This window comes from Pseudarthrobacter sp. NPDC092202, from assembly GCF_044755505.1.
Classification (GTDB): Bacteria; Actinomycetota; Actinomycetes; order Actinomycetales; family Micrococcaceae; genus Arthrobacter.
Genome location: NZ_JBIVRG010000002.1, coordinates 74,575 through 90,571 on the forward strand (window position 1 = coordinate 74,575; position 15,997 = coordinate 90,571).

The 15,997-nt window shown below is 64.6% G+C and carries 13 protein-coding genes; 6 read left to right on the forward strand and 7 right to left on the reverse strand.

The window, feature by feature from the left end:
- The first annotated feature begins 37 nt into the window (after positions 1–37).
- Positions 38–1,123 (forward strand): sensor histidine kinase, encoded by a 1,086-nt coding sequence (locus tag ACIQF4_RS03765; RefSeq protein WP_400515707.1) that lies wholly within the window; start codon positions 38–40, stop codon positions 1,121–1,123.
- Positions 1,120–1,767 (forward strand): response regulator, encoded by a 648-nt coding sequence (locus ACIQF4_RS03770; protein ID WP_400515705.1) that lies wholly within the window; start codon positions 1,120–1,122, stop codon positions 1,765–1,767. The genes ACIQF4_RS03765 and ACIQF4_RS03770 overlap by 4 nt, the downstream gene beginning before the upstream one ends.
- Positions 1,768–1,888: 121 nt before the next feature.
- Here the strand turns inward: ACIQF4_RS03770 and ACIQF4_RS03775 are convergent, their stop codons facing one another.
- On the reverse strand, positions 1,889–2,578 hold the full coding sequence (locus ACIQF4_RS03775) for a hypothetical protein (RefSeq protein ID WP_350002314.1): 690 nt from the start codon (positions 2,576–2,578) through the stop codon (positions 1,889–1,891).
- A 141-nt stretch (positions 2,579–2,719) separates the two neighbouring features.
- On the opposite strand from ACIQF4_RS03775, the gene ACIQF4_RS03780 reads away from it, so the two are divergent.
- The 4 genes from ACIQF4_RS03780 to ACIQF4_RS03795 all read left to right on the forward strand — a co-directional run bounded on the left by ACIQF4_RS03780 (position 2,720) and on the right by ACIQF4_RS03795 (position 8,353).
- Positions 2,720–5,452, forward strand: a complete 2,733-nt coding sequence (locus ACIQF4_RS03780) for a LuxR C-terminal-related transcriptional regulator (RefSeq protein ID WP_400515703.1) — start codon at positions 2,720–2,722, stop codon at positions 5,450–5,452.
- A 245-nt stretch (positions 5,453–5,697) separates the two neighbouring features.
- Positions 5,698–6,336, forward strand: coding sequence for a hypothetical protein (locus ACIQF4_RS03785; RefSeq protein ID WP_400515702.1), 639 nt, complete (start codon positions 5,698–5,700; stop codon positions 6,334–6,336).
- A gap of 99 nt (positions 6,337–6,435) precedes the next feature.
- Positions 6,436–7,245 carry an alpha/beta fold hydrolase gene (locus tag ACIQF4_RS03790; RefSeq protein ID WP_400515700.1) on the forward strand — a complete coding sequence of 270 codons (810 nt, stop codon included), beginning with the start codon at positions 6,436–6,438 and terminating at the stop codon, positions 7,243–7,245.
- Between the two features lie 514 nt (positions 7,246–7,759).
- Positions 7,760–8,353, forward strand: a complete 594-nt coding sequence (locus tag ACIQF4_RS03795; protein WP_400515696.1) for a lytic transglycosylase domain-containing protein — start codon at positions 7,760–7,762, stop codon at positions 8,351–8,353.
- A 237-nt stretch (positions 8,354–8,590) separates the two neighbouring features.
- On the opposite strand, the gene ACIQF4_RS03800 is transcribed toward ACIQF4_RS03795, so the two are convergent.
- The 6 genes from ACIQF4_RS03800 to ACIQF4_RS03825 all read right to left on the reverse strand — a co-directional run bounded on the left by ACIQF4_RS03800 (position 8,591) and on the right by ACIQF4_RS03825 (position 15,782).
- On the reverse strand, positions 8,591–10,015 hold the full coding sequence (locus tag ACIQF4_RS03800) for a glycoside hydrolase family 32 protein (RefSeq protein ID WP_400515778.1): 1,425 nt from the start codon (positions 10,013–10,015) through the stop codon (positions 8,591–8,593).
- A gap of 236 nt (positions 10,016–10,251) precedes the next feature.
- On the reverse strand, positions 10,252–11,808 hold the full coding sequence (locus ACIQF4_RS03805) for a glycoside hydrolase family 32 protein (protein ID WP_400515694.1): 1,557 nt from the start codon (positions 11,806–11,808) through the stop codon (positions 10,252–10,254).
- Complete coding sequence (locus tag ACIQF4_RS03810; protein ID WP_400515692.1) at positions 11,805–12,899, reverse strand: ATP-binding cassette domain-containing protein; 1,095 nt, start codon at positions 12,897–12,899, stop codon at positions 11,805–11,807. The genes ACIQF4_RS03805 and ACIQF4_RS03810 overlap by 4 nt, the downstream gene beginning before the upstream one ends.
- On the reverse strand, positions 12,896–13,858 hold the full coding sequence (locus ACIQF4_RS03815) for an ABC transporter ATP-binding protein (RefSeq protein ID WP_400515690.1): 963 nt from the start codon (positions 13,856–13,858) through the stop codon (positions 12,896–12,898). The genes ACIQF4_RS03810 and ACIQF4_RS03815 overlap by 4 nt, the downstream gene beginning before the upstream one ends.
- The gene (locus ACIQF4_RS03820; protein ID WP_350002323.1) at positions 13,855–14,793 is read right to left on the reverse strand and encodes an ABC transporter permease; all 939 of its coding nucleotides are present in this window, start codon (positions 14,791–14,793) and stop codon (positions 13,855–13,857) included. Before ACIQF4_RS03820 ends, ACIQF4_RS03815 begins: the two co-directional genes overlap by 4 nt.
- An 11-nt stretch (positions 14,794–14,804) precedes the next feature.
- Positions 14,805–15,782, reverse strand: a complete 978-nt coding sequence (locus ACIQF4_RS03825; protein WP_066275479.1) for an ABC transporter permease — start codon at positions 15,780–15,782, stop codon at positions 14,805–14,807.
- Positions 15,783–15,997: the final 215 nt, after the last annotated feature.

A 15,997-nucleotide genomic window follows, 5' to 3' on the forward strand; every position in this document is an offset into this window, starting at 1 on the left:
GTGGGCTGAGCCTCGACCGGCGAATCCGCCGCGGCGGGTGTGGCGGGATGGGGTGCTCGTCGGGGTGCTCCTGGTGTGGTCGGTGGTGGAGGCGGTGCTCCGTGAGGACATAATGTGGCGCCCGCTGGTGCTCGCCGCCATGGTTGTGGTCCTTGCTCCCTTGTGGTGGCGCCGCACCCACCCGCTGGCGGCGGTCGCGGTCTCCTTCGGCACGCTGACGGCTGTCGACGTTGCGAGGATCCTCGCGGGCGAGGATGCTCGTCTCTTGACGAGCATCGGGGGCGTGCTCGTCTTGGCCTACGCGCTGTTCCGGTGGGGAGCCGGCCGGGAGGCAGTGATCGGTCTGGTGGTCATCCTGGCCTGGCTGGTCATCACGCACGTCGCCGATCCGACCAGCCAGGCAGATGTGGTGGGTGCATTCGCCTTCTTCCTGTTCGCGGCAGCCCTGGGCGCTGCAATCCGTTACTACGCGTCCGCGCGCACCCGCGACATTGACGAGGCCAAAGCTCTGGAGCGTGAGCAGTTGGCGCGTGACCTCCACGACACGGTCGCCCACCACGTCTCCGGGATCGTCATCCAGGCCCAGGCGGGACGTGCCGTCGCAACATCGCACCCTGAGCGTGCCGCTGAGGTTCTTGCGGTCATCGAGGACGCGGCCTCGCGAACGCTGACCGAGTTGCGCACCATGGTGGGTGTCCTGCGTGCCTCCGAGGGGGCGGACTTCGCGCCAAGCCAGGGCGTGGCGGACCTCGGGCGGCTCGCCGGTCAAGCCGGGGGAGTGCCACAGGTCGATGTTGAGCTGTCCGGTGAGCTCGACGATCTCAGCCCTGTGGTTGGTGCCGCGCTCTACCGGCTGACCCAGGAGTCGGTCACCAACGCGCGACGGCACGCCCGCTCCGCGACGCGGGTAGACGTGCGTGTCGTGGGTGACGCCGAGCAGGTGCGGTTGACGGTCGATGACGATGGTGCCGTCAGCACGGCCGGCGGCAGCCCGTCGGGCTTCGGCCTGGTCGGTATGCGGGAACGCGCCGAGCTGCTGGGTGGCACGTTCCACGCCGGCCCGTCCGCGGGCGGTGGCTGGCGGGTTGAGGCGATACTGCCCCGAGCGGGCGCCCCCCGATGACCATCCGGGTGCTCATCGCCGACGATCAAGACATTGTGCGCAGCGGCCTGACGATGCTGCTGAACGCCCAGCCCGACATCGAGGTCGTGGGTGCCGCCACCGATGGGCGACAGGCGGTGGCCCTGGCGCGTCAGCTGCACCCGGACGTGTGCTTGTTCGACATCCGCATGCCGCTGATGAACGGTATCGAAGCCACCCGCCAGCTCGCCGGACCCGAGGTCACCGACCCCCTGCCGATCGTGGTGATCACCACTTTTGACCTCGACGAGTACGTCCATGGGGCGTTGAAGGCCGGCGCCCGGGGCTTCCTGCTCAAGGACGCCGGACCTGCGCTGCTGACCCAGGCGATCCATGCCGCAGCCGACGGTGATGCCCTGATCGCTCCCGGCGTGACCGTCCGCCTGCTTGCGGCGTTTGCCAGGTCGCAGAAGGCACCGTCCGCGCAGCCGATAGAACCGCTCACCTCCCGGGAGGAGCAAGTGCTCCTACCCGTGGCGCAGGGCCGAACCAACAGTGAGATCGCCATCGATCTCCACATCAGTCCCAGCACCGTTAAGACCCATCTGGCCAGCCTGATGCGCAAGCTGGGCGCGCGTAATCGGGTCGAGCTCGCCATGTGGGCTCATGAGACAGGCCGCACCTGAGGTTGCGGCGGGGGCCATAGATGCAAGCGTCGGGGGACGTGTGGCCCTCCTGGACAAGCCACACCTTGGGTATCGCCTGAGCCGGGCGTTGACCTGGTAAGGCCTTCTACAGCGTGGATGGTTACTTGGCACCGGCCGGGTCGAGCGACGAGCTCGCGACCTTGTGCACGGACTGACCGGTGACCGTGCGCTGCTCGCGCCACAAGGAGAATCCGAGGGCGACCAGGGCGACAGCGTTGGGCAAGGCGAACAGTCTGAAGTTGATCTGCGGCAGCACCAGGATCGCAATAGGAGCAAGGGCGCCAACGGCGAGCAGTACTGCAGACCAACGGACGAGGATCTTTGCGCGGAAGAGGGCGATAGCGAAAAGCAGGCCGCCGCCCAGGTAAGCGATTCCCATGAACGAGATGAGTGGCTGGATCAGGCCAATGTCACCGGCCGCACTGCCGTTTGTGGACACGGCAAGGACGTCGTTGACGTAGCCGGGCGCGCTCTCGGCGATGGATGGGAGGACGACCATTGCAATGGTTTCGACGCTCAGCATGGTGAGGTAGCCTGCGCTGAAAAGGACGTACCCGATCAGGCCAAGGACCCCAGTCTCCTTGGTCTGGCGCAGGTACATTCCCGTGATTCCAACGAGCGCCAAAGCGGCCATCAGCACCTTCATCCCTTGCCGGACCGTCCATTCGGTTGTGGTGACAAAGGTGGCATCCAGATGGGGATGGTTGATCTGGACGGCAGCAAACAGCAATCCTGCGGCAATGGCGCTCAGGCCAGCCGCCCCGGCGAGCTTGGTGGCGGTGATGGACATGTCCGGCTCCTTGTTTCCGCGTGTCCGTGGCCGAGTGCTACGGATGACTCAAACGTAGGAACCAATGGGGTGACCAGGCGTCACCCAAGGATGTGATTGACGGGGTGAGATCCGGGCAACCCGGACCCCTATACTGGGGGCATGCCGACGCCTGTGCTGGCTACGAAGCTCTTTTTTCCGGCACCGCGCCCGCAGATCACTTCCCGGCCACGGCTGCTCAAGCGTCTCAACGATGAACTGGGCGCAAGCCGGAAGCTGTCACTCGTTTGCGCTCCGGCGGGCTTCGGCAAAACCACCCTGCTCAGCGAGTGGATCATCCAGCGCAGACGGCAGCACCCCGGCGTACACATCGCCTGGTTGTCCCTGGACGCGCACGATAACGACCCGTCACGCTTCTTGGCCTACCTTGTTGCTGCCCTGCAGGGCGTTGACGCGGAAATCGGCGCAGAGATCACAGGCATGAGGCACAGCGATCAGGTCCTGGTGACGGAACCAGTGCTGACGTCCCTGATCAACGACATAGCGCGGTCCGGGAAAGAGTTCATCCTCGTGCTCGATGACTACCACGTCATTGAAGAACGACCGGTTCATGAAGCCCTCGCGTTTCTTCTGGACCATCTGCCGCCACAGCTGCACCTGGCCATCGCCACCAGATCGGACCCGCCGCTGTCGCTGGCCCGCCTGCGGAGCCGCGGCGAGCTGACCGAGCTCCGGGCCGCCGACCTGCGCTTCACACCGGACGAAGCGGCTGATTTCCTCAACCAGGTCATGGACTTGGGTCTTTCAGCGGATGACATCGCTGCTCTTGCGACCCGGACCGAGGGGTGGATCGCGGGACTCCAGCTGGCCGGGCTGTCCCTACGGGAGCACGAGGACGCCTCCGCGTCCATCAGGGCTTTCACGGGAAGCCATCGCTTCGTCATCGACTACCTGGTGGAGGAAGTGTTGCAGCGTCAGCCGGAAGAAGTCCGCAACTTCCTGTTGACCACCGCTCTCCTGGACCACCTGACAGGAGGTCTGTGTGAGGCACTCACAGGCGTGGGCGGGGGCCAGGCCATGCTTGATGCGCTGGACCGGGACAATCTGTTCGTTATTCCACTGGATGATCGGCGGCAGTGGTATCGCTATCACCATCTGTTCGCCGAAGTCCTGCGTGCACGGGCCCGGCAGGAACTGCCCGGCCGTATACCTGAGCTGCATCGACTGGCAAGCGAATGGTACGAACAGAATGACCTGGCAGAGGACGCGGTCCACCATGCACTGGCGGCCGAGGACTTTGAACGGGCCGCCAACCTGATCGAAGCGGTTCTGCCGCAAATGCGCCGGACCCGGCAGGATGTCATGATGCTGGCCTGGCTGACGGCGCTTCCTGACAAGGTGATCCGTTCCCGCCCACTGCTCAGTGTCTTCTACGCCTGGCGCATGCTCGTCTCCGGCGACCTCGACGCCGTCGAGCCCTGGCTTCGGGCAGCTGAACAGGGACTGGAAGCTGCAGCAGAGGGTCCAACAGACTCCGCCCCGACATCAATCCGCGGGCACGAGTTCCGAATGCTGCCATCAACCATCGCAATGTACCGGGCCTCACTGGCTCAGGCCAGGGGTGACGTCTCCGCCACGGCACACCACGCGCGTGAGGCGTTCGAACTCGCCGCACCGGAAGACCATTTCGCCCGCGGGGCCGCAGCAGGGTTTCTGGGTCTGGCTTCCTGGGCGCAAGGTGACGTTGATACGGCTGTCGACACCTTCTCAGAGGCAGTCCTGAGCCTCCATGAAGCGGGAAACCTCACCGATGAACTCAGCAGCACCATCCTGCTGGCAGACATGCGGGTCGCCGCGGGACAGCTTCAGGAAGCGCGAAAGCTCTACGAGAGGGCCCTTGGCCGGCCGGCCGCCCAAGGGGGCTCCGTGCCCCGTGGCACTGCTGAGCTGCATGTGGGCTATAGCGAGCTCTGCCTTGAATTAGGGGACTTGGAGAGCGCAGCCCGGCATCTTCAAACCAGTAAGGAGCTGGGCCGGCACGTCGCTCCCCTGACCGAGCACTCTTACCGGTGGTTCGTTGCGATGGCAGCCGTAAGGGAAGCCGAGGGGGACATGGCCGGGGCCATCGAATCCCTCGATCAGGCCCAGCTCCTGTACCGGCGTGGATTTTTTCCGGAGATCCGTCCCATCCCCGCGTTGAAGGCGCGCGCAGCGATCAGGCAGGGGCTGCTGTCAGAGGGCTTGGCGTGGGCACGCAGCACCGGCCTGCTGGCGGTGGGGGAACTGACCTACCTGCGGGAATTTGAGCACCTAACCCTGGTGCGCCTTCTCGTCGCCCAATACAGGGTCCAGCCGGAAGAAAAGACGATACAGGAGGCGGCGGACCTGCTCGTGCGCCTGCTCAAAGCTGCGGAGGCAGCCGGACGCAAAGGAAGCACCTACGAGATCCTCGTGCTGCAGGCCCTCGCACTGGACGCCCAGGGCCAGCACGCGCTGGCGCTGGTGCCCCTGGAACGTGCCCTGGCGGAAGCCGGACCGGAGGGTTACGTCCGCCTCTTCCTTGATGAAGGCGCGCCCCTGGCGCCGCTGCTGGCCGAGGCAGCAGGCAAAGGCACCGGCCCGGCCCACACCGCCCTGCTGCTCCGATCCCTGGAAACCGTGAAACCTCCAACAGCCATCAGGAGGGCTGCCGCACCTCAGCCAGAGGACCTGAGCAAACGCGAGCTGGAGGTACTGAAGTTACTGGGCTCGTCATTGAGCGGACCGGAAATTGCCCGCCAGCTCTTTGTCTCGGTCAACACCCTGCGCACCCATACCAAACGCATTTTCACCAAGCTCGAGGTCAACAGCCGGCGGGAAGCAGTGCGCCATGGCAAGGAGCAGGGCCTGATCTGAGGGCCTGCGAAGCCCTTGGGGGAGTCACTACCTTCCTGGATCAATTGGTTCGAAGGCATGGCCCTCACACAAGAAAACGATGGCGGTCAATGGGGAGATATAGGGCCAGCCACCTCATCAATCACCACAAGTGGTGACGCCAAGTCACTAAGCGCCCGCCTAGTTTCAACTTATCCGGCACCCCCGTTCATGAGACCTCCTACACACTCGTTATTCGCGCAGAACCCTTTAGATAAGAGCTCCAAATGTCATCCAGAATCGAAATACTCCTACCTGCAGCACTCATAAGGATCCTTGCCTTCGGCGGATTTATCTCAGCAGCAATCCTGCTGGTCAACGCGGCAAAAAGAGCAGGGATCATTCCCACATCACCTTTCACCCAGCTCGCTGCACCGATAGCTCAAATCGCGGCCATCGGATTGGTGATCGGGATGTATCTGTTGATGTCCCGCAAGGCCGGGACCCTCGCAGCCTCAGGTGCCGTAATCTCCGTAATTTCGCTGGCCGGCCTCGTTGGGGTTGAGTTCGTCCTCAACCTCGTCTTTCCCTACATTGGCCAAGATGTTGTTGCCGTCCTGCGTTCAGGTCCCTTGGGTATTGCCCTCACAGTGGTATCGATGCTCTTCCTCGTGGGTACCGTGATCTTCATGCTCGCGCTGTGGGTCACGTCAAGCGTTCCCAGAAGCGCCATAATCCTCTACACGGCGAGTTCACTTCCCATCGCCCTGCGAACGGTGTTCCCGGAAACTGTGCTGCAACTTGGGCTGGTTGGTTTGGCCGTAGCCGCCGCTTTCCTTGCAGCCTGGATGCTTCACACCATTCCTCGTACCGCAGCGGCCGACGGGGCTTCTGTGGCACAGCCAGCATCGGTGACCGCAACCTAACCAGAACACGCAGAGAAAGCCGCTGCCCGCAATTTTCTAAACGTCGACTGCAATCAACCACTGCCGGACATTGGCCCGGCTCTTGTACCAGGAGTAGCAATGAGTTCGCTTACAGACCACACAAAACGTCGCCGGCCCTTCCGTCGCACTCGCAAAATACTTGGCGTCGTCGCTGCCACTGCGCTGGGCACAACGCTTGCATCCACAGGGGCAAACGCGTTCCTGGAACAGCAGGAGAGGTGGGGTACAGCCCAGTACGGAGAACTGGTGGAAGTCGCGGGAGGCTCACTGAACGTCGTTCGGGCGGGCACCGAAGGTGGGCAGCCCCTGGTCCTGCTCAGCGGCCTGGGCACGATAGCTCCGGCGCTGGACTTCGCACCTTTGATCAGGGAACTCGTTGCTTACGACGTCATCGTCGTCGAGCGCTTCGGGTACGGCTACAGCGACATGGGCGCACGCGATCGGACCGTGGAGAACACCAGTACTGAGCTTCACGAGGCCCTGTCCTCACTCGACATCGGGAAGCCCTACGTCTTGGCTGGGCATTCGATCGCGGGCTTCTACACACTCGACTATGCCAACCGGTACCCTGGCGAAGTAGCCGCTGTCCCCCACCGTGCCCACCACGGAGTTGGAGAAGCCATCCGCGGCTGGCGGCATCAATATCGCCGGGATACTGTCCGCCATTGGCCTGGTCCGGACAGTCGTCTCAATTGCTCCCGGATCGGTAGACCCGACAGGCGACGACTTCACCAAAACCGAATTGGAACGCATGCGCCAAATGACAATCTGGAATTTCGGCAACGCGGCAGTCGCCGACGAAAGCGCCCGGGTTGCCAGCAACGCTGCAGCACTCCGCGGAATGACCTATCCGCAGAACATACCCGTCCTTCACTTCCTTGCCAGTGACAGCGTGGCTGCCATTCCCGACTGGCTCGAGTCGCACAAGAACCAGCTCAAGGGCGTCAACCGTCACCAAATCGTCGAATTCCAGGGTCTGCATAACCTGCAATGGACGCAGTCAACGGCCATGGCTAAGAAGATTACGCAATTCCTTCAGGACAGTGCTCCGTCTCAGACGAAGCCCACACCTCCTCAGGTGCAGTGATCTTATTGGAAGCGAACACGGTCGGGACAGCGACCCCCTCGTCGGGTCATTCGATGCGTGACCTCTCTGGGGCGGAGTCGGTTTGGCGCAGGAGTGAACGAAGTCCCGGCTGAGACCGTTGTCAACGGTGGGCGCTTTGGATGGTTTGATTAGTCGGTGCTTCGTCTCAGACGCCTCGTTGTTCTTATCCTGTTTACGGTTGCTGTCACCACCGCTTCCTTGTCCTGGGCGCTTGGGCAGCCTGCCGCGGACGCCCGTCGGGCTTTTTCTCCACCGCCGCGAGCGGAGGCTGAGCTCGAAACGATGTCTTCCGGTATGACCACCGCAGTGAACGTCACCAGAAACCCGGATGCCGAGTGGGTGCTCCGGGCTGCAAAGGAGACTGGAATTCCTGGCCGTGCCCTGCGGGCGTATGTTGCGGCGGCGGTAACCGTGAATGCTGCTGCTCCGGCGTGCGGAATCGGTTGGAACACCCTGGCGGCCGTGGGCTTCGTTGAAACAGCACACGGAACGTACGGCGGCGGCAGCCTCACGGCATCGGGACAGGTGAGCCGCCCGGTCACGGGCCCGGTTCTCAACGGTGCCGGGTTCGCCGCCATCGCCGACACGGACGCAGGTGTCCTCGACGGGGACGCCCGCTGGGACCGTGCTGTGGGGCCGATGCAGTTCATTCCTTCCACGTGGAAGCTCGTAGGGCGGGACGGGAACGGGGATGGAACGGCGGACCCGTTCAATATCGATGATGCCGCCCTCAGCGCAGCGACCTACCTGTGTGCCGGCAGCCGGGACCTGACAACTGCGGACGGCTGGACAGACGCCATTTACGCGTACAACCAGTCTGATGCCTATATCAGGCAGCTGCGGGACCAGGCCACGGCCTACGCCAAGAAAACAGGCGCCGCAGGATGAGCCCTACTCCTAAACAGCCATGCTCGGTCGGGTAAAGCGGAACGTCGGATCCCTTCGCGGGGGCAGCACTAACTGCGGAAGGGGCCTTGCCCGCCTGGTCCTGCTGCTGCCGGGGCGTCCCCGTCTGGGCGCCTGATCCGACCCGATACCGGATTAGTAAGAGTGCTGCGGCAAGCCATTCTGCAAGCCCGTCACCGGGCCTGCAGAATGGCTTGCCGCGGCAGCCGGGCTTTGGAACTACCGAATCGGTTTGATTTCGCGGATGGTCAGGTCTCGGAAAGTGGCGGCACCCTCGTGGGCGTAAAGGCGGATTGCGTTGTCGCCTTCAAGGGGGAACACCCGGTGCGAATGCACCACCCGTCCGTCCCCGAGGAACATCTCCACGCTTGTGAGGTCCACGAGGATGCGGATGCTGAGCCGTCCAGCCGAGGGGTCGATCGGAGTCTGGGTTTCGCCGCCAGTCGGGTTGATCGTTGGACGCCTGTTGAGGTAGGCGAAGGGGCCCCGGAGGAATGCGCCGGCGGCAACGTGCCTGCCCCCGCCCTCTGCGCGGCACACTTCAAGGCCAACGTTGGCAGGTGGGGAAGCGGGGTCCCAGACAAGCTCGCACGTCAGGTCGTAAGCGGATGACCGGACGTCCAGGTCGCGGGTGCCTTTTACGACGACGTCGCCCAGCATGTGGGTGCGCTTCACGTGGTTTTCCAGCGCTGACGTAGGTGCGGACACGAGGTGGTAGCCGCCGTGCGCCTGTTTGAGGCGGATGTCGCGCACGATCATGTCGTCCCCGTTGTAGGCATCGGTCTCAAGGGTCGGTGTGTTGTGGGGGTAGTCCCAGAAGTTCGCCCATCCGATGGCCCGGCGCAGAGTCTCGTCCTCCGCCCCGGAAGCGTCGTGGTGGGGATACGTGACTGCCCCGTAGAAGTCATAGCCGTAGTCGAGCCATTCAGGCTCGGGCTGGTCAGGCGTGAACGACGTTCCGTCGAAGGTGCCGGTCCAGTAGGCGTAGGTCGCGGGCAGGCCGCGGCCCTTGCCGTTGGCGCTCGTGCCTAGGATCCAGTGGGAGGTGCCGTCGTCAGCGGTCATGCGGAAGATATCAGGGCATTCCAAAAGTCCTAGATCGGTGCGTACGAACTCGCCGACGCGCTGCCAGGAGCGGAGGTCGGCGGATGTGTAGAAGCCGAGCTTCTGCCCCTCGGCGTTCGCCATGAACCAGCGTCCGCGGTCAGCGTCCCAGATGACTTTGGGATCGCGGAAATCATGTACTCCCGGGTTCGGCAGCACCGGGGCGGCCCCGGCGGCCTTGAACGAGCGTCCGCGGTCGGTCGAGTACCAGAGGTACTGCGCCTGGCGGCCTTCGGGCGCCTGCGTCACCAGGGCGATCACCGCGCCCTCGCCATATCCGGCCGTGTTCAGCTCGTCCACCACAAGGGATCCGGACCAGCAGTCGCCGTTGCCGTCGCTGAACTTCGGGATCGCGACGCCGTGGTCAGTGAATTCGACGTGGTCCGTGGTGGTGGCGCGGCGCCATGATGTGCCTCCGCCGCCCTGCAGGTAGTCGGCGTTGTACAGGTAGTAGTAGTGGTATTCCCCGTCCATGTAGATGGGGCGCTGGGGGTCGTTCTTCCAGTTGTCCGGGACACTGAAGTGATAGGCGGGGCGCATCCGGCGTGATCCTTTTGACATTGAGCCGTTCGATGCCGGATCTGGTGTCCTGGCCGGTGCGGCTGCGGCTGATTCGGCGATCGCCGCTGACAGTGCGAGAGATCCGCTGAGCGCAGCCGCCCCGCTTCCGGCAAGGAGTGACCGACGAGAGACCGCGGGTGAATTTTTCATGGGTTCCTTCTTCAGGGGCAGCCTCGATGCTGCTGTAAGAGTTGATGGTGGTGTTCTGCCCCGCTTCAGGGAAAGAGGCTCCGGGTACCGTCAAAAATGTCGGCCATGGTCCAGGCGTCTAGGGAGAGCACCTCTGCCGTTCCTTCGGCGGCAAGGCTCACGTGGCCCCCGCCCAGGGTGGGGTAGACGCGGGCAGTGAGCGCTATCCCGTTGGCAAAAATTTCGACGGCGGACCGGTCCAGGATGACGCGCAGGTGCACCCGCCCGTCGGGCATGGGGACGGCTCCGGACTTGTCTTCCGCATCAACGGCTGGATCTAGGCTGCTTTGGGTGCGGTCCAGGCGGAGCGTGCCGTCGCCAGTGCCGTCAGCCGCCCTGCCCAGCTCGATGACCGTTTCCTCGGCGGGGCTGCCGGAGGTGCCCCGATCAGTGGAGCCCAGTACACCGAGCCGCAGCAGTGCGCCCGGTGCCAGTTGGAGTTCCAGTTCGAGGTCGAGTTGCGTGCCGGACAGGCCGGTTTCCAGGGGTTCCAGCAAACGGCCCCGCACCTGACCGGAGAGGCGGGTATGGCCACGGCGCAGCTTCTTGATTTCCGGCACGGGTGCGAAGCGGAGGGTCCCGTCCTCGGCCGCCGTGACGGTTCGCGGCAGGCTCATCACTCCGGACCAGCCGGCCTCCACCATCGCGGCATCGCTTCGGCCTTCCTGCATCCAGCCGAACATGACGCGCCGGCCGGACTCATCCTGGAACGATTGCGGTGCATAGAAGAAGCGGCCGCCGTAATCGAGCCGGTGCAGGGCCGCAGGCTCGAAGCTGTCCCCGGCGTACCGGCCGGTCCAGTACAGCGGGTGGCGGGTGTCGCCGTCGTTCCATGCTGAGAAAACCAGCACATCCGGCGAGCCGTCAGAGGGTGCGGACCCCAGCGAACCCTGCCCTGCCCGGAAAAGGTCCACGCATTCCCACATGGTTCCCGTCCAGTCAGTGTCGGCAGGGTCACCCTGCGAGGCATCGCCGATGAACAACGGCCCGATGTAGTCCCAGGTCCGCAGGTCCGCTGACTCGTACAGGAACGCCGTACCGCCGCGTCCGCTGATGCCCGAACCCACCAGCTGCCGCCACTTCGTTCCTTCACGCCAGACGCAGTGGTCGCGGTACGCCGTGATGTCTACTCCCGCCGGCGGCGCTGCGATCACGGGGTTTGCCGCGTCCTTGGTCCAGGTTAGAAGGTCAGGGGATCCTACGGCGACGCAGGGCAGCTCCTTGCCTTCGAGCCGCCCCGAATACACCAGGGTGGGCGTGCCGCCGTCGTTCACCAGGACCCCGGACCAACAGCCCTCGGCGTCCGGTCCTGCGGACGGTTCCAGGGCAACGGGCTGGTCCGTCCAGGTGACGAGGTCCGTGCTGGTGGCGTGGCCCCACTGGATGCGGTGGTGGAACGCGCCCTCCGGGTTGTACTGGTAGAAGAGGTGGTACGTGCCGTTCCATTGGCTGACGCCGTTGGGATCATTAAGCCAACCGGCCGGTGAAACGAAATGGAAGCGCGGCCGGAGGGGGTCGGCTTCGGCCCTGGCAACCAGCTCATCCTGTGGAACGGTTGCGAGCGGGTGGGTCAGTTCAGTCATGCGGAAGCCTTTTCTTGAGCGTTCGACGCCGGGCGGCCGGGTTGGGTTGGTTCGCCCGCCAGGGCATGGCCGGCGGCGCCGGCCCACGGCCGGTAGAGGTGGCAGCGCACCCAGTGCCGGTTTTCGGGGTCCCCAACCTGGTGGCGCACGGGTTCATCGGCTGAACAGGCCTGGTTCGGATCGCCGTCGAAAGCGCACGTGGTGGAAGCCATGACCGCCTGCCGCAGTTCGGCCCGGCGGACGGGATCGTAGGAGCCTGCCCGGGCCGGGTCCGGGACGGCCGAGACCAGGAGTTGCGTGTAGGGGTGCGCGGGGTTGGACAGCAGGTCCAGGGACTCGCCTTCCTCGACGAGTTCACCGGCGAACATCACTGCCGTCCGGTCCGCCAGATAGCGGGCGGACGCGAGGTCGTGGGTGATGTAGAGCATGGAGATGCCCTGCTCGTCGCGGAGCTTGCGCATCAGGTTCAACACACCGATCCGGACGGAAACGTCAAGCATGGAGGTGGGCTCGTCCGCCAGGATGACTTGTGGTTCAACGGCGAGGGCCCGGGCAATCGCAACGCGCTGGCGCTGGCCGCCGGAGAGCTCGTGCGGATACGAGTTCAGCATGTCGGCCTGCAGGCCAACAGTGGTCATGAGCTCTTCGAGCCGCCGCACGGTCTCTTCGCCGGAACTGCCGCCTTTGCCGTGGATCGCCAGTGAACGCCGCAGGAAGTGCTCGATCCTGTGGGCCGGGTTCAATGAACCGAAGGGGTCCTGGAAGACCATCTGCAGCTGGGACCGGAACGCACGCGACGCCTGGAACCGGTCGCGCTTGAGGATGTCGACGCCGTCGATCAGGATCGCGCCGCGGCTCGGCTTCTCGAGCCGGGCAACGCAGCGGGCCAGGGTGCTCTTGCCGGAACCGGACTCTCCCACAAGCGCGACGATTTCGCCGCGGTTGATTGTCAGGTCCACGCCGTGCAGGGCGCGGACCGAGTCACGGGAGAACAGCCCTCCGATGGGGAATGACTTGCCCAGGCCACGGATTTCAAGGGCGGGGGTGCCGGTGGCGGACGCAGCCGCCGGGGATGTCAGGGAGTGGCTCATCGTTGGGCTCCTGCCAGGTCTGCGGAATCAATCACTGGAGCGTCGGCACCAAGCGGAGCCACGAAGTGCCCGGGTGCCGCTTCGGTGAGGTCCGGAATGTTCCGGAACTTCACGCCGTCGGGCAGTCCCGTCAGCGGTACCCGGGGGCCGGTAAGGGGCGGGAATGCGCCCATCAGTGCCTGGGTGTAGGGGTGGCGGGGGTTGGTGTAGACGTCCTGCGCTTTCGCGGTCTCCACGATCCTGCCGCCGTACATCACGGCCATGCGGTGCGAGAGTTCCACCATGAGTGACATGTCGTGCGTGATGAAGAGGACAGAGAAGCCAAGCTCGCGCTGGAGGTCCTTGATCTGGGCCATGATTTCCTGCTGCACCACCACGTCCAGGGCGGTGGTGGGTTCGTCCAGGATCAACAGGGACGGTTTGAGGGCCACGGCCATAGCAATCACTGCACGCTGGCGCATGCCGCCCGAGAGCTGGTGCGGGTAGGACTTGAGGCGTGCGGGGTCGATCCTCACCAGTTCCAGCAGTTCACCGGCGCGCCGGAGGGACTCCTTGCGGGAGTAGCCGGCGTGGGTGGTGAAGATGTCCACGATCTGTTCGCCGATGGTCAGCACCGGGTTGAGTGAGTTCATGGCTGACTGGAAGACCATGGCCACGTCCTGCCAGCGGAAGCGCCGCAGCTCCTCCGGGCTCATGGCCAGGACGTCCTTGCCGCCAAAGGAAATGCTGCCGCCTGCGATCTTCGCGGGATCCTTGAGCAGCCGCATGATCGAGTTGGCGATGGTTGATTTTCCGCAGCCTGATTCCCCTGCGAGGCCGAACACCTCACCGGTGCCGATGCTGAAGGAAACGCGGTCCACGGCGGTGGTGGAGCGGGTGTCGCCGATGTACTTGACGGTGAGGTCCTTGACGTCCAGGACGGGTTCGTGGGAGCCGAAGGACACTTGGGAGATGGTCATTTGGAGGCGCTCCTTTCGGTATCTTTCGGGGTTTTGATCTTCCGCAGGCGCGGGTTGGTGACCTCGTCCACGGCGTAGTTGATGAGGGCCAGGGCGAAGGCAACCAGTGCGATGCAGACGCCCGAGGGAACGAACACCCACCAGCTGCCGGTCAGCAGGGCGCCTTCGTTGCCTGCCCAGAAGAGGTTGTTGCCCCACGAGACCGTGCTGGCGTCGCCCAGGCCCAGGAACTCCAGGCCTGCCTGGGCACCAATGCCGTAGATGACGCAGGCCAGCAGGGTGCCCATCACGATCGAGGCCATGTTGGGCAGGATTTCGCGGAACATGATCCGGCCGGCCCGTTCACCGGACACCACGGCCGCGGCCACAAAGTCCTTCGAGCGGATGGACAGGGCCTGTGAGCGCAGGACGCGTGCTGAGCCTGCCCAGCCGGTGACCACCAGGACAAGAATCACTGTGCCCAGTCCCGGAGGGAGGAACGCGGCCAGGATGACCAGCAGCGGCAGGCCGGGAAGGAGCAGGAAGACGTTGGTCATCAGGGACAGCGCTTCGTCGATGAACTTTCCGAAGTACGCCGAGGCAAGTCCTACCAGGATGCCGATGAAGGTGGACGCGAAGCCTACGGTGAGCCCCACGAAGAGGGAACTCCGGGAGCCGTGGACGGTCAGGGCGAGCACGTCCTGTCCCTTGGCGGTAGTTCCCAGCCAGTGCTCGGCTGAGGGTTCCTGGGAGGCCATGGCGGTGATCCGCGACGGGTCGCCGGGGAAGAGCACCGGTGCCAGCAGGGCCAGCGCGATGAAGACGAGCATCACAGCCATGCCTGTCAGGGCTTTTTTGTTGGTGAGGATGCCGTGGACGAAGCTGCGGTTGGGCTTGCGGGCCGCCGGGGTTTTGGCGGCCGTTGTGCCGGGTTGCTTCAGGATTGCGGTTGTCATGATCGATCCCTCTAGTTGCTGCGCACGCGCGGGTCGAGGCGGACGTAGAGGATGTCCACCAGGAAGTTGGCCAGCAGCACGGCGGCGGTGATGGTCAGGAACAGGCCCTGCATGAGCGGGTAGTCGAGGCCCTGGACGGCGTTGAGGAGCTGGTATCCGACGCCGGGGTAGGCGAAGACCACCTCGGTGAGCAGCGCACCGCCCACCACGAACCCCAGTCCCATGCCGAAGCTCGTGACCGACGGGAGCATGGCGTTGCGGGCTGCGTAGCGGAGCATGATCCGGCCCGGGCGGAGTCCCTTGGCTTCGGCCATGGTGATGTAGTCCTCGGAATTGGTGGCGATCATGGTGTTGCGCATGCCCAGCATCCAGCCGCCGATGGAGACCAGCACGATGGTCAGGGCCGGAAGCACCAGGTGGGCTCCGACGTCGCCGATGAACTCCCACGTGAATCCAGGCTCCAGGCCGGCGGTGAAGGCATGGCGGATGGGGAACCAGTTCAGTACTACGCCGAAAAGGTACAGGGCGCCCATTGCGAGCCAGAAGTACGGGAACGAGCCGATGAATACGAGCAGCGGTGGAAGCGCGGAGTCGATCGCGCCGCCGCGCCGCCAGGCGGCGAGGACGCCCAGCAGGTTACCCACGACGGCGGCAATCACCAGTGCGGTTCCGCCGAGCAGGAGGGTCCAGCCGATCTGGGACGAGATGACCTCGGTGACCGGGGTGGGGAAGCGGGAAATGGAGACGCCCATCTGCCCGGTGAAGATGTTGGTCATGTAGCCGATGTACTGCTCCCAGAGGGGCCGGTCATCAACACCCAGCAGCTTGCGCAGGGCCTCGATCTGTTCGGGCTGCATTCTGTCCTGGGAGCGGGCGAACATGCGGGAGACGGGGTCCCCGGGCATGAAGCGGGGGAGCAGGAAATTCAGGGTGATGGATGCCCAGAAGGCGATCAGGTAGAAACCCAGGCGGCGCAGGATGAAGCGCACGGTTTCCCTCCATTCGGGAATTACGGAAAGTTTGGGGGCTGGCCGCCGGATGATCCGGCGGCCAGCAGTGGTGCGTGATGGGCCCAAGCGGCCAGGGAGGCGGTGGGTGGGCCCACGCCGCCGCGGGGCCCTTACCGAGGGGCCCCGACCGAGCTTGCGAGCTTGGGGAGGTAAGGGGAGGTTCCCTGGCCGAAGCGAAGCGCGGCCAGGGAGGC